We start from the raw sequence: 13,533 nt of genomic DNA, 5'->3' as shown, positions 1-13,533 counted from the left end.
TGATGGCTGATAGTAAACGATTATTAGTGAAAATTACCCGGGATTCTCTGCCTCAGGTGAAAGATAAATATCCTTATCTTTACCTTGAACGAGGGCGTTTGGAAATTGATGATAGCAGTGTCAAATGGCTCGATTGTGATGGAAATGTAGTTCGTTTACCTATTGCTAATATTAATTGTTTATTACTTGGTCCGGGAACCAGTTTGACACATGAGGCAGTGAAAGTGATTGCTACGGCTAATTGTGGTTTATGTTGGGTTGGGGAAGATAGCTTACTGTATTATGCCTCTGGGATTTCTCCGACCAGTGATTCTCGTAATTTTCGCCGTCAAATGCAACTCTCTGCTGATCCCAAAAAGTCTTTGGAGATTGCGCGTAAATTATTTGAGAAACGTTTCCCTGATATTGACTTAAGTGGTAAAACATTAAGAGAGATGATGGGACTTGAAGGGCAGCGGGTCAGAAGCTTATATCAAACCAAAGCAGAATATTATCAGGTGGGTTGGAAAGGTCGCCAATATATACCCAATAAATTTGAGTTAAGCGATTTGACTAATCAGGTGTTGACTGCAGCTAATACTGCTCTTTATGGAATTTTATGCTCTTCGATACACAGTATGGGATATTCTCCTTATATCGGATTTATCCACTCCGGTAGCCCTTTACCATTTGTTTATGATTTGGCCGATCTTTATAAAGAGCACCTATGTATTGATTTGGCATTTTCCTTAACGAAAGAAATGGCAGGAATGTACGATAAGCATCAGGTTTCGTCTGCTTTTAGAACGCGTGTAATTGAATCTGAGTTATTAACGCAAATAGGATTGGATATCATTGAGTTACTAGGGGGACGAAAAAATGCTGGTCGTACTAGCAAATGATCTACCTCCAGCAGTTCGTGGGCGTATGAAATTATGGTTTATTGAACCACGTCCTAATGTTTTTGTTTCGGGAATAAAAGATTCTGTAGCTAAGACTGTTACCGAATATCTATTAGGACATTGTCCAATAGAAAGTGGATTGATTATTTTTAGAAAAATTCCCCAAGCTCCAGGTTATGAGATTCGTACTCTAGGTCATACTAAGAGGGAGCTAATTAGCATTTCTGGTTTACAATTAGTGATCGAAAAATTTATTGAATAGCTTTATAGCCCGTAATCCCAAAATATAGTGTTAAAAGCTATGCTCTTTAACAATATAATGGTGTTTTCTCCACGCATGTGGAGGTATTTCTCACAAACCAATGAAGAGGTAACAGCATGAGCGGTTTTCTCCACGCATGTGGAGGTATTTCCAACGCATTCACAACAAACACATACTGAGCAAAGTTTTCTCCACGCATGTGGAGGTATTTCCAGTTGGGTTAAAAAATAGACAAAGTGTTTCCAGTTTTCTCCACGCATGTGGAGGTGTTTCTTCTCGCCCTGTGTCAAGCCAAAGGGAAATATAGTTTTCTCCACGCATGTGGAGGTATTTCTTCAGAAATCGGACTAGTTCGGAAAGTGAACTAGTTTTCTCCACGCATGTGGAGGTATTTCCTTCAGACGCACGATTAGCTATGCGACTAGCCTGTTTTCTCCACGCATGTGGAGGTATTTCCTTTAAGCAGTCACCCGATTTTTTCGCAACTGTGTTTTCTCCACGCATGTGGAGGTATTTCTATCAGCTGCCCACAAACCACGATTACCGGTGAGTTTTCTCCACGCATGTGGAGGTATTTCTACTATGAAGACCACATCGCCACCGAGCAGCGTTTTCGCCACGCACATGGAGGTGTTTCGCATTTCTGCAAATATCAACTATTTGAGGTGCTATTTTTCTATGAAAATAGTAGATATTTTAAATATATGACATACTTTAATGATTTTATCTATAAACAAAATAAACCCCCACCATCGCCACCAAATACACAATTCCTGCCCACGCCAAATACGTCAGCCAGCCTTTTTGTTGTTTATCCTGGCGTACGAGGCTAAAGTTAAGCCAAGCAAACACTGGGGCAGAGATGAAGGAGGCGGTCATGGCGAAGGGGATCATTTTGCCGATGGCGCTGCTGAAAAACTGAATCACGATAAAGGCGGAGAGGGTGGTGAACAGCATGGAGTAGCGCAGGGCTTTGTCATGATGTGCGCTGACCGCACTTGGTGTTGCGCTTTGGCGTAATAAAGCGACGGTTTGCTGATTGCAGCGTGAGTAGCCGTCCACGGCGACGATGGTGGTGCCGTAAATGCAGATAAAGGCGACCAACGCCATAAACCAGCGTGTCCATTCGCCGATGCTTAAGGCGTACATCTCGACGAACTGGCGGATAAATTGCCCGCCGGCGAGAGGGGGCGTCGGTTTGCCGTATTGCGCCAATGCGCCGAGCGCCATAAACATTAAGGCGAGGATAATGGTGACGGCATAGCCGCTGTTGAAGTCCAATAGGCGTTTTTGGCGGTAGCTTGGATCGAGGCGGCTTTTTTCCATGACCCAAAGGGAGCTGGATACGCTCAACTCCATCGGTGCCGGCATCCAGCCCATCAGGGCGATTAAAAACGGAATAGCGCCGAGCGTCCAAGCGGACGGCGCGACAAAATCGGGGCTGATGTTGCTGGTTTGGCGGCTGAATGCGATTAACAGCGCAATCAGGGTGATTAACGAAAGCAGAAACATAATACTTTTCGAGACTTTATCAAGGCGTGGATATTGGCGTGTGAACAGAATTGCCAGAAAACTGAACAGAACGATAATATTGAGAATATTAAGCGGAATATCGCCGGGAATCAGCATAGTGAGTAATACTGCCGACAGCAATGTGCCGCCAGCCACATTGACCATGGTGGCGAACAGGTTGAAAGTCAAAAATAGCCATAGATAGCCCTTGCCTTTTTCGGCGTAGCCCTGCAACACACTTTTATTATTCAACGCGCTGTAATCAAAGGCAAAACGGAAAAACGGGTATTTCAGCAGGTTGACGGCAACGATTAAGAGCGCCAGTTGGTAGCCGTAATAAGCGCCGGCTTGGGTAGAAGCGATAATGTGCGAGCCGCCCACGCAGGACGAAGCCATAATAATGCCGGGGCCGAATTGTTTGGTGAAGGATTTCATCGGGTTTCTAGTTTCCTTGTAAACGAAGAATGGTTGTGTTGATATCTTGTGCTTGGGTAATCGCCGAAATCACGGCAACCCCGTCGGCTCCGGCCTGACGGATCGAAAGTGCGGTTTCGGGCGTGATTCCGCCAATCGCCACCAGCGGTTTTGCAATGCCTTGTTGTCGGATCTGTTTTAATAAATCCAAGCCGACCACCGCTTTGGCATCGGCTTTCGATTGCGTGCTGAAAATCGGACCGACTCCGAAGTAGTCCACTTCGTGCAAAGTGCGGTTTTGATTTGCCTGCTGCAGCGTATTGATTGATAGCCCGAGCAGCAGTTTGCCTTGACATTGATCGATCACTTGTCGGATCGGGCGGTCGTCTTGCCCGACATGCACGCCGTCAGCTTGCAGGCTTAAGGCGAGGTCAACATCGTCATTGATAAAAAACGGCACATGATATTGCCGGCACAGATCGCGGCATTTTTCCGCCAATTGGCGGATTTTAGCCGGATCTTGCAGTGCATATTGCCCTTTTTCACGCAATTGAAAACAGCTGACACCGCACTTTAAGGCTTGTTGCAACCGCGATAATAGCGCTTGTTCGGCAGGCAGGTTGAGGTGGCGGCAATCTTGCGTACCGGCGATAAAATACACGGTCAGCATTTTTCGGATATCGCGCATATCAGCGTGCCCCCGAACGCGGCAAAAAAGAGAATGCCCAGTGGTTGGTCGGGCCGTGTCCGTGTCCGATATTCAGCGGTTTGCTGATTGCGGCGGTAATAAATTGTTTTGCCAAGCGAATGGCGACCAATTCGTTTTGCCCTTTGGCAAGCTCGGCGGTGATGCAGGCGGAAAAGGTGCAACCGGTGCCGTGAGTTTGCGTTGTCGGGTAACGCGGACTTTCCAGATTAAAATATTGTGCAGGGGGAAAAACCCAATCGCGACAAACCGCACTTTGTGAATTGCCGCTGTGTCCGCCTTTGATCACCACCGTTTTTGCGCCCAATTGTTGCAAGGCACGGGCGGCTTGTTCCACCGTGCGCTGATCAATAATTTGAATGCCTGTCAGAGCTTCCGCTTCCGGCAAATTCGGCGTGATAATGTCCGCCAGCGGAATGAGATGTTGTTTCAGCGCCTGCACCGCACTTTGTTGCATTAATCGTGCACCGCCTTTGGCAATCATCACCGGATCGAGTACCATTTTGCCGAAATGGTAGCGACGGACATTGTCGGCGACACATTCGATAATGTCCGCCGTGCCGAGCATGCCGACCTTAAAGGCGCGAATCTCAAAATCCTCGGCAATGGCTTTTAACTGCGCTTCAATTGTACTCAGCGGAATCGGGTGGATATCGAACACGCCTAAGGTATTTTGCGCCGTAATGGCGGTGATCGCCGTCGTACCGAACACGCCGCGCATTTGGAACGTTTTCAGATCCGCCTGAATGCCGGCACCGCCGCCGCTGTCTGAGCCGGCAATCGTCATGGCTTGTGCGGTATTACACTTCTTCATCTTCATCATTCACTCCCTTCGGATTTAATTCTGCCAGTTGTAGTTTGGCTAATTGCCGCACTTGCCCAGCTTGCAATGCCGCCAGTTGATCCAAAAGTGCGGTATAAAATTGTCCGTTTTGATTCGGTTGCAAACCTTGTGCCGCCAGTTCGCCGGCAATGGCATAAGCGCTACAGGCTTCGCTTAAAGCGGAGAAGGCGTCGGCAGGATCGGCAACCGCCAAAAATGCACCGCAGACCGCACTTAGCAAGCAGCCTGAGCCGGTAATGCGTGGGAACAGTGGCGTGCCATTGTGGATTTTGGCGAGCCGCGTGCCGTCGCTGATCACGTCGGTCGCTCCGCTGATCACGGCAACACAGCGGTGCTGCTGCGCAATAATATTGGCGATATCGTCCAAATCCGCACTGCCTTGTCCGGCATCTACCCCTTTGCTTTGCCAAGTGACATTGGCGAGGTACGCCATTTCGCCGGCATTACCGCGAATGGCGCTGAATTGCACCTCCGCCAACAGACGGGCAACGGTATGCTGGCGGAAACGGGTGGCGCCCACGCCGACCGGATCCAGCACCACCGGAATACCTTGTCGGTTTGCCGCTTTGCCAGCCTGCAACATCGCCTTGACCTGATCGGCGGTCAGCGTGCCGATATTGATCACTAGCGCATTGCAAATCGCCGCCAGTTCGTCCATCTCCTCGACCGCACTTGACATAATCGGTGATGCCCTCAGCGCCAGCAGACCGTTGGCAACATAATTGGCGACCACAATATTGGTGATATTGTGAATCAGCGGATTCTGTCGGCGGATTTTGTTTAAATAATCGGTTTTAAGCATTTTATTCTCCATTTTCTCTCGATAGTTTGTATAAATTATGGCAACTGCAGCGCATAATCCGCTAACGGCACAACGTTTTTCATTAAACCCTGTCGCTGCATAAATTCCGCCATTTTTTGGTAACGCTGATTGTCTAACGCACGCGGACGCAAACTCAGGCGTGGCAAGGTGTCGCGCCAAGCAAGGCGGTTCAGTTCGTTATCCAGCTCCAGCGGTTTATAGCTGACGAAATCTTGCCAAGCCTGCTCAGGGTGGTTGATCAAATAAATCGTGGCGTCTTCCAGTGCGCTTAAAAACGCACTCAATTTTTTGTCGGCAAGCCGGTTTTTATTGGCAACCAAAATCAGCTCGTCATAAGCCGGCACGCCGTGTTCTTCCGGATAAAACGCCAAACCGGGCTGTTTTTCCAAATCCATTTGGTTCAGCTCAAAATTGCGGAATGCGCCGATCACCGCATCGACCTGTCCGCTGATTAACGACGGCGACAGCGACCAGTTGACATTGACCATTTCAACGTCTTTTTCACTCAAACCGTGTTTTGCCAACATCGCTTTCAATAAACTGGTTTCAAAACCGCTGACCGAATAACCGATTTTCTTGCCTTTCAAATCGGCAATGGATTGAATACCGCTCTTTTCCAACACCACCACACTGTTTAACGGCGTGGAAACCAGCGTGCCGATTCGCACCAACGGTAAGCCTTCGCTGACCTGCATTTGCAGCTGCGGCTGGTAGTCGACTGCGATATCCGCTTGTCCGGCGGCGACCAGTTTCGGCGGCATTGACGGATCGGCAGGCTCGATAATCTCAACGTCTAAATCGTGGGCGGCAAAAAAGCCTTTTTGTTGCGCCACAATCAATGCGGCGTGATCGGGATTGACAAACCAATCCAGTAGCAGCGTGATTTTCTCTTTCGCCTGTAACGGCTGGCTTAGCAGTAAAAGTGCGGTCAGGAGGGTAAACCATGTGCTGTTTTTCATCTCTATTTCCTTTTTCCTTTGATATGATTAACTTAAATCCAATCCCATTTGCCAGAAGGCAATTTCCATGCGGGTGGCGGTGGTGAAAATCTGTTGTACTTTAGTGCGTTGTCTGGCTGTTAAATCGGCACATAATGTGTTGAGTAGTTCGCCGAGTTGCGTGGCGGCTTGTTGGAAATCAGCGGCAGCGTAGGTGTCGATCCAGTCTTGATAAGGATTATTCGCTGGACTGAGTTGTTGTTCGACGATCCAGCGGGCAATTTCGGCGTAACCGAGTGCACAGGGCGCAATCGCCGCATACAGATCCGCCAGACTGCCGTTGATGCCGCAGTCCAACACATAGCGGGTGTAGGCAACGCACGCCGCCGATTCCGGCGTTTGCAACAGTTCCGTTTCCTCAATTCCCCAACTTTTGCAGAATTGAATATGCAATTTGCTTTCGGCTAAAATCGTGCTGATCGATTGGTGTGCGGCTTCCATTTGCGTAAAATTTTCCGCTTTGAACAATGCCAGTGCCAGCGCGCGGTTATATTGGAACAGATAAAGATAATCCTGCTTTAAATAGTGCTGGAAACAGCGTTTCTCCAGTGTGCCGTCGGCAAGCCGCCGCACGAAATCGTGTTCGGTATAGGCTTGCCAATAAGGTTGGGCGTTTTCAATCAGTTGTTGACAAATAGACATGTTTTTCCTTTTAGATTAATCCATTAACGAAGATGCGAAGCCCATGGAATCAAACGGCGCAGCATATAGTCGGTCAAAAAATAGAGCGACAGGGCGATGATGAGCAGTAAAAACAAGGCGGCGAACATTAAATCCACTTGCATTCGCGCATTGGCGTGCAGCATCAGATAGCCCAAACCTTGTGACGATCCGACCCATTCGCCCACCACCGCGCCAATCGGCGCAACCGAAACCGCAATGCGCAGCCCCGAAGCCAGCGCGGGCAGGGCTGCCGGCAACCGCACTTTGAACAGCAACGGTAAACGTTTTATTTGCATACTGTGGGCTAAATCCAGCCAGGCTTGCGGTGTGTTGCGCAGCCCGTCGTAACAGGCGGCGGTGACCGGAAAATAGATGATCAACACCGTCATCACGATTTTCGATGCCATGCCGTAACCGAACCACAGCACCAACAGCGGCGCAATAGCAAATACCGGAATCGCCTGCGAAATGACGAGTAACGGCATCAAAAAAGCGGAAATCGGCGCGGAAAGCGAAAGCAACAGCGCCGAACCCAAGCCGAGTAAAAAACCAAGGGTTAAGCCGAGCAGAATTTCAAGTGCGGTAATTTGGGCGTGCTGCCACAGCAATAGGTGATGTTTTTGCAGTTGCAACCAAACCGCCGTCGGTGACGGTAACATATAGTGCGGCAACGCCAGCAGGCTGACCGCACTTTGCCACAGCAACAGCAAAAGTGCGGTCAGCAATAGGATTTTACCGAGCTGTTTAAACCACGCCATGTTTCGCTCCTTGCAAAAGTTGCGCGAACAGCGCTTGTTGCAATGCCGATTGCGGCTGTCGGTTTAAACAACGCGGTTTCTGCCCTTGTGGAAAGTGCGGTTCGCCCAACGGCAGCTGCGGATCTTGCAGCACATAAATCCGATCGCCCAAACGGATCGCCTCTTGCGGATCGTGGGTGATCAACAATACGGTTTTGTTTTGCAGCAGTTCGCAAGCCAGATCCTGCAATTGCAGACGGGTAACTGCGTCCAACGCCGAAAAGGGTTCGTCCATTAAAATCAGATCGGCGTTTTGCATTAAAGTGCGCGCCAGCGCGACCCGTTGTCGTTGCCCGCCGGAGAGTTGGTGGCAGCGTTTATGCAAGTGCGGTTTCATCTGTACCGCGCATAGTAACTGCTCGGCGTGTTGTCGGGATTGGGCGCTTTTTTCGCCTTTGAGGTGTAGCTCCAACTGCACGTTATCCATAATCGACAGCCACGGATAGAGCGAATCCTGCTGCGCCAGCCACGCCAGTTTAAGCGGACGGGGAAAGTGAATCTGCCCTTGTCGGATTGCCGTTTTCTCCAAGCCGGCAATCGCACGCAGCAAGGTGGATTTGCCCACGCCGGAACATCCGAGCAGCACCGTCCACTGTTGTTGCGGCAAAGCAAAATTAAAATCGGCAAACAGCGGCTGTTGCTCGAAAGCGAGGGTTAAATGACGAATTTCAACAGCATTCATCGTGCGTACCACTCACGGCGCTTAATGCGATGAAGCGGATGTTATGCAGAGAGAATAATCGAAGAAAAGAGAAAGTGCGGTTTGATTTGACATCAGCATAATAGTTTCCTACGTCAGCATTAACTGGATCAGGTTCACGGGTTTAATCTCAGCCGCTTCAAAAAAGCAGCACCCCGACTAGTGGACGTTTAATCTATAAAAATTGCGTTGCAAACACAACTGTTTTGTTAAATAAATTTGAAGTTGATCAAATCTTGCGACTGGCAGAGCCTATAGGATTGAGAATTAGTGCTAAGATAAATTCGGATTTTGATCAGTTGAACGGAGGAGCAAAAATGAAAGTCAGCAGTGCAGCAATTGAAAACGGTTATTTTGCCGACAAATACGGTAAGCGCGGCACACAATTCAGCCCAAACGGAATGCCGAACTATTCGATTCCGTTGGAAATCAGCGATGCGCCGGCAGGCACAAAGTCGTTTGCGTTGGTGTTGGAAGATAAAGACGCTGTCGGGGCGGCGGGTTATGTGTGGATTCATTGGTTGGTTGCCAATCTGAACCGCACTTCGCTGCCGGAAAACGACAGCATTTCCGCCACCGATTATGTGCAGGGCAGAAACAGTTGGTCGGGCAAATTGGGCGGCTTATCGGCGGAAGAAGCCTCGTTTTACGGCGGCATGGCACCGCCGAATGCCGATCACCGTTATGAGCTTTATGTCTATGCGTTGGACTGTAAATTAGATCTAGCTCAAGGTTTTAATTATAATGATTTGCATTTTGGAATGCAGGGGCATATCTTAGCGCAGGCATATTTAGTTGGTTGTTATAAAAAATAAAAATTTTATCATCCGAGAGTTTGAGTATGCTGCTTTTATTAAAAAACTAACAATTATAATAAGGAATTATATGAAAAAATTATCCCGCTATTTAATGATCTCAAGTGCTTTTCTCTTGGTAGGTTGTGCCACGGAATCTTCCCGTACGGTAGAAACGCCGCGTGTCGCTGCGTCGAAAACCGTGTATCAAGGCGTTAAAGTGCCGGTGGCAATTGGACAGTTCGATAACCGTTCGGACTATCAAAACGGTATTTTCTCAGACGGTGTCGATCGTTTAGGCAGTCAGGCGCAAACGCTGTTGATGAGCGATTTACAGCAAAGCGGACGTTTTTCCGTGCTGGACAGAACCAATATGAATGCGATTAAAAACGAAGCGCAGCTGAAAAAAATCGCCCAAAATGTCAAAGGTGCGCGTTATGTGATTACCGGTGATGTCACCGAATTCGGGCGCAAAACCACCGGCGATCATCAGTTATTCGGAATTTTGGGCAAAGGCAAATCGCAAGTGGCTTATGCCCGGGTGAATTTGAATATCGTCGATGTGCAAACCTCCGAAGTGGTGTACTCCTCTCAAGGGGCGGGCGAATACAGTTTATCCAACCGCGAAGTGATCGGATTCGGCGGTACGGCGGGCTATGATTCGACCCTAAACGGTAAAGTGTTGAGCTTGGCTATTCGTGAAGCGGTTGATAATTTGGTGACCGGAATGGAGAGCGGTGCTTGGTCGCCGAGTAAGTAAGGGACGGTCATGATGAAAAATGTATTAAAACCTGCTGTTAAAGCAGGGGTGTGTTGTTGCGCGTTATTTTTGGCCGGCTGTGCGGCGAATACTGATCTTTACGCTTGGAAAGGCAATAGTTATGCCCAGAGTTTGTATGATTATATGAATAGCGGCAGCGATGAAACCGAACAAATTGCAACCTTAGACTCAATTTTGGCGGAAGCGAATCAAAAAGGCAAAAAAGTGCCGCCCGGTTTATATGCGCAATTAGGATTATTGCACTCCAAACAAGGCGACTGGAGTAAGTCGCAGGAGTATTTTAATCTGGAAAAACAAGCATTTCCTGAATCGGCGCAATATATTCACTTCCTACAAAATCAGAAAAGAGGGGGCAAATGATGAAAACATTATGGATACTCATGCTTGTTTTGATCGGCGCTGTTTTGTCCGGTTGTTCGACAAATAGCGAGCCTTATGACTACTCAAACTTTTTAAACAGCAAACCGCGTTCGATTTTGGTGTTGATGCCGACTAACGAATCGACCGAAGTGAAAGCGGCAAGTGCGGTATTGGCGAATACGGTCAAACCGTTGGCGGAAGCGGGATATTATGTTTTTCCGGTTGCGCTTGCCAATGACACTTTCCGTCATAACGGTGTGTATGAAGGGCATGATATTCAGCAGGTTTCCGCTAAAAAATTGCAAGAGATTTTCGGCGCGGATACCGCACTTTATCTGAATGTCACCCAATACGGCTCGACGTATATGGTGATCGACAGTGTCACTCAAGTCAGCGTGGAAGGCAAACTGGTCGATTTGCGTAACGGGGCGGTGTTATGGAGCGGTAAAGCCGTTGCCTCCAGCAGCGAACAAGGGAACAGCAACGCCGGTAATCCTATTGCAACCTTAATCACGGCGGCGGTTAAACAGATTATCAACACCGTTGCCGACGAAGGTTTCAATATTTCGGTGCTGGCAAGCCAACGTTTGCTCAACAGCGGTTATAACGGCGGTTTGTTGTACGGACCTTATTCACCGCACTACGGCAAAGATCCGCAGCTAAACGCACGGTAACGACTTGTTTATCTGGGCTTAAAAACGATCGGGGTGTAAAAACGCCGATCGTTTTTTATATTCGGAAGAAATTACAACAAATCCAGTGATTTTAAAGTATAATGTCTGCCATTTTCTATTCTTAACTCAACTAACATAAAAAAGCCGATATGAGTTCAACATTTAACGTAAAAACCTTTCAAGGTATGATTCTCGCCCTGCAAGAATACTGGGCAAACGTGGGCTGCACGGTGGTGCAACCTTTTGATATGGAGGTGGGCGCAGGCACATCGCACCCGATGACCTGCTTGCGCGCCTTAGGGCCTGAGCCGATGGCGTTTGCCTATGTGCAGCCGTCGCGCCGTCCGACAGACGGGCGTTACGGTGAAAACCCGAACCGTTTGCAGCACTATTACCAATTCCAAGTGGTGATCAAACCGTCACCGGATAACATTCAGGAACTGTATTTAGACAGCTTGAAAATGCTCGGTTTTGATCCGACGCAAAATGATATTCGTTTTGTGGAAGACAACTGGGAAAACCCGACGTTAGGTGCGTGGGGCTTGGGCTGGGAAGTGTGGCTGAACGGCATGGAAGTGACCCAGTTTACCTATTTCCAACAAGTCGGCGGTTTGGAGTGCAAACCGGTGACCGGCGAAATCACCTACGGTTTAGAGCGCTTGGCGATGTACATTCAAGGTGTGGACAGCGTGTATGATCTGGTGTGGTCGGACGGTGCGCTGGGCAAAACCACTTACGGTGATGTGTTCCACCAAAATGAAGTGGAGCAATCGACGTATAATTTTGAATATGCTAACACCGAGTTTTTATTCTACTGCTTCGAGCAATACGAAAAAGAAGCGCAACAACTGTTAGCATTGGAGAAACCGTTGCCGTTACCGGCTTACGAACGCATTTTGAAAGCGGCACACAGCTTTAACTTGCTTGACGCGCGCAAAGCGATTTCCGTCACCGAACGCCAGCGTTATATTTTACGCATTCGCGCCTTAACCAAAGGCGTTGCCGAAGCCTATTACGCTTCGCGCGAAGCCTTGGGTTTTCCCGGTTGCAATAAATAATAAGTAGGTAAATATGACGAAGCCAGTTCTGTTTTTCACGCATCTTTGCCCGGACACCGAGCCGTTTGTGGCGGAATTAAACGGCTTAAAGGTCGAGTATGAAAGTGTGAATATCTTTGAAAGTATGGCAAATTTTAAACGCTTTTTAAAACTGCGCGATAGCGACCGCACTTTTGATGAGGCGAAACAAAATGGTTATATCGGCATTCCGGCGTTGTTGCTGGTAAATGGCGAGGTTATTCTTGAACTCGATGAATTAAAACGCCGATTGGGTTAAGTCTATGAATTCGCTGCAAACGACCGAGCACCAATTAATCAGTAATATTGCGAATATTATCACCGCCGCACGCCAGCAAGTGCGGCAGACGGTGAATATCGCGATGGTGCAAAGCTATTGGGAAATCGGACGTTTGATTGTGGAAGATGAGCAACAAGGCGAACAGCGCGCGCAATACGGAAAACATCTGTTACAAGAGATTTCTCAACGCTTAACGGACATGTTTGGTAAGGGATTTGATGTTACCAATTTGCGTAATATGCGCTTGTTTTATTTAGTGTTTCCAATTCGCGACGCAGTGCGTCGCGAATTGAGTTGGACACATTATCGAAGTCTAATTCGTATCGAAAATCCGCAAGCGAGACAATGGTATTTGCGAGAGTCGATTGAAAATAACTGGTCTGCTAGAGCCTTGGATCGCCAAATCTCCGTTTTATACTACGAACGCTTATTGGCAAGCCAAAATAAAGCTGTTGTGGCACAGGAAGCCGAGAAAAAAACCGAACCGCTGAAAGAAACTATTCAAGATTATCTGCGTGATCCCTATATTTTAGATTTCTTGAACTTGCAAGATAAAACTTATCAAGAAAATCAAATAGAACAAGCGATTATCTCTAATCTGCAAGATTTTTATATTGATTTGGTTTTCTATAATTTCAAACTGAAATGTTTTTTATTGATTGACCTTAAAATCGGCAAATTGAAGCATCAAGATATCGGGCAAATGGATACCTATGTGCGTCTATATGACGAGCAATTTAAAGGCGAAGATGATAACCCGGCCATCGGGTTAGTGTTATGCAGCGAGCAGAGTGAAGCGGTGGCGAAATATTCGGTGCTTGCCGACAGAAAACAGATTTTCAGCTCAAAATACGTCGCGTATTTACCAACCGAACAAGAATTGGAGCGGCAATTGACGACTAGTGTTCTGCAAGTGCGAGAAGCGGCGGCAGTTTATAAAGCAAAATATTAATACATAGCGTGGTGAT

General features: G+C 47.9%; 17 protein-coding genes and 1 riboswitch. Of the genes, 9 read left to right on the top strand and 8 right to left on the bottom strand.

What is annotated here, in order from left to right:
* The first annotated feature begins 2 nt into the window (after positions 1–2).
* Positions 3–881, top strand: coding sequence for a type I-E CRISPR-associated endonuclease Cas1e (cas1e, locus tag B8880_RS06225; RefSeq protein ID WP_084256760.1), 879 nt, complete (start codon positions 3–5; stop codon positions 879–881).
* On the top strand, positions 859–1,143 hold the full coding sequence (gene cas2e / locus B8880_RS06220) for a type I-E CRISPR-associated endoribonuclease Cas2e (RefSeq protein WP_084256759.1): 285 nt from the start codon (positions 859–861) through the stop codon (positions 1,141–1,143). The genes cas1e and cas2e overlap by 23 nt, the downstream gene beginning before the upstream one ends.
* A 723-nt stretch (positions 1,144–1,866) precedes the next feature.
* Here the strand turns inward: cas2e and B8880_RS06215 are convergent.
* From B8880_RS06215 to B8880_RS06180, 8 genes are read right to left on the bottom strand one after another with little or no spacing between them, the layout of a single operon-like run.
* The gene (locus tag B8880_RS06215) at positions 1,867–3,090 is read right to left on the bottom strand and encodes an NRAMP family divalent metal transporter (protein WP_084256758.1); all 1,224 of its coding nucleotides are present in this window, start codon (positions 3,088–3,090) and stop codon (positions 1,867–1,869) included.
* A 7-nt stretch (positions 3,091–3,097) separates the two neighbouring features.
* A complete protein-coding gene (gene thiE, locus B8880_RS06210) occupies positions 3,098–3,757 on the bottom strand; it encodes a thiamine phosphate synthase (protein ID WP_084256757.1) in 660 nt (219 codons plus the stop codon).
* Position 3,758: 1 nt separating this feature from the next.
* A complete protein-coding gene (gene thiD / locus B8880_RS06205; protein WP_115306454.1) occupies positions 3,759–4,589 on the bottom strand; it encodes a bifunctional hydroxymethylpyrimidine kinase/phosphomethylpyrimidine kinase in 831 nt (276 codons plus the stop codon).
* Positions 4,576–5,421 carry a hydroxyethylthiazole kinase gene (thiM, locus tag B8880_RS06200; RefSeq protein ID WP_084256755.1) on the bottom strand — a complete coding sequence of 282 codons (846 nt, stop codon included), beginning with the start codon at positions 5,419–5,421 and terminating at the stop codon, positions 4,576–4,578. Before thiM ends, thiD begins: the two co-directional genes overlap by 14 nt.
* Before the next feature lie 35 nt (positions 5,422–5,456).
* The gene (locus tag B8880_RS06195) at positions 5,457–6,401 is read right to left on the bottom strand and encodes an ABC transporter substrate-binding protein (protein WP_084256754.1); all 945 of its coding nucleotides are present in this window, start codon (positions 6,399–6,401) and stop codon (positions 5,457–5,459) included.
* 27 nt (positions 6,402–6,428) lie between these two features.
* Positions 6,429–7,082: a thiaminase II gene (gene tenA, locus B8880_RS06190; RefSeq protein WP_084256753.1), complete on the bottom strand. Its 654-nt coding sequence runs from the start codon at positions 7,080–7,082 to the stop codon at positions 6,429–6,431.
* 23 nt (positions 7,083–7,105) lie between these two features.
* Positions 7,106–7,861, bottom strand: a complete 756-nt coding sequence (locus B8880_RS06185; protein ID WP_084256752.1) for an ABC transporter permease — start codon at positions 7,859–7,861, stop codon at positions 7,106–7,108.
* A complete protein-coding gene (locus B8880_RS06180; protein WP_084256751.1) occupies positions 7,848–8,582 on the bottom strand; it encodes an ABC transporter ATP-binding protein in 735 nt (244 codons plus the stop codon). Before B8880_RS06180 ends, B8880_RS06185 begins: the two co-directional genes overlap by 14 nt.
* 88 nt (positions 8,583–8,670) lie before the next feature.
* A riboswitch (TPP riboswitch) is annotated at positions 8,671–8,768 on the bottom strand.
* Between the two features lie 149 nt (positions 8,769–8,917).
* Here B8880_RS06180 and B8880_RS06175 point away from each other — a divergent pair.
* The 7 genes from B8880_RS06175 to B8880_RS06145 all read left to right on the top strand — a co-directional run bounded on the left by B8880_RS06175 (position 8,918) and on the right by B8880_RS06145 (position 13,517).
* Positions 8,918–9,415 carry a YbhB/YbcL family Raf kinase inhibitor-like protein gene (locus tag B8880_RS06175; protein WP_084256750.1) on the top strand — a complete coding sequence of 166 codons (498 nt, stop codon included), beginning with the start codon at positions 8,918–8,920 and terminating at the stop codon, positions 9,413–9,415.
* Between the two features lie 70 nt (positions 9,416–9,485).
* Positions 9,486–10,154 carry a CsgG/HfaB family protein gene (locus B8880_RS06170; RefSeq protein WP_084256749.1) on the top strand — a complete coding sequence of 223 codons (669 nt, stop codon included), beginning with the start codon at positions 9,486–9,488 and terminating at the stop codon, positions 10,152–10,154.
* A 9-nt stretch (positions 10,155–10,163) separates the two neighbouring features.
* A complete protein-coding gene (locus B8880_RS06165) occupies positions 10,164–10,535 on the top strand; it encodes a DUF4810 domain-containing protein (RefSeq protein WP_115306339.1) in 372 nt (123 codons plus the stop codon).
* Positions 10,532–11,209, top strand: a complete 678-nt coding sequence (locus B8880_RS06160) for a DUF799 domain-containing protein (RefSeq protein ID WP_336244926.1) — start codon at positions 10,532–10,534, stop codon at positions 11,207–11,209. The genes B8880_RS06165 and B8880_RS06160 overlap by 4 nt, the downstream gene beginning before the upstream one ends.
* A 149-nt stretch (positions 11,210–11,358) precedes the next feature.
* A complete protein-coding gene (gene glyQ, locus B8880_RS06155) occupies positions 11,359–12,267 on the top strand; it encodes a glycine--tRNA ligase subunit alpha (protein ID WP_084256747.1) in 909 nt (302 codons plus the stop codon).
* Between the two features lie 13 nt (positions 12,268–12,280).
* A complete protein-coding gene (locus B8880_RS06150; RefSeq protein ID WP_084256746.1) occupies positions 12,281–12,544 on the top strand; it encodes a hypothetical protein in 264 nt (87 codons plus the stop codon).
* Between the two features lie 4 nt (positions 12,545–12,548).
* Positions 12,549–13,517 carry a PDDEXK nuclease domain-containing protein gene (locus B8880_RS06145; RefSeq protein WP_084256745.1) on the top strand — a complete coding sequence of 323 codons (969 nt, stop codon included), beginning with the start codon at positions 12,549–12,551 and terminating at the stop codon, positions 13,515–13,517.
* Positions 13,518–13,533: the final 16 nt, after the last annotated feature.

It is taken from the genome of Pasteurella testudinis DSM 23072 (assembly GCF_900176075.1).
In the GTDB taxonomy this organism is placed as follows: Bacteria; Pseudomonadota; Gammaproteobacteria; order Enterobacterales; family Pasteurellaceae; genus Chelonobacter; species Chelonobacter testudinis.
This window is presented reverse-complemented; position numbering and strand designations above follow the sequence as displayed.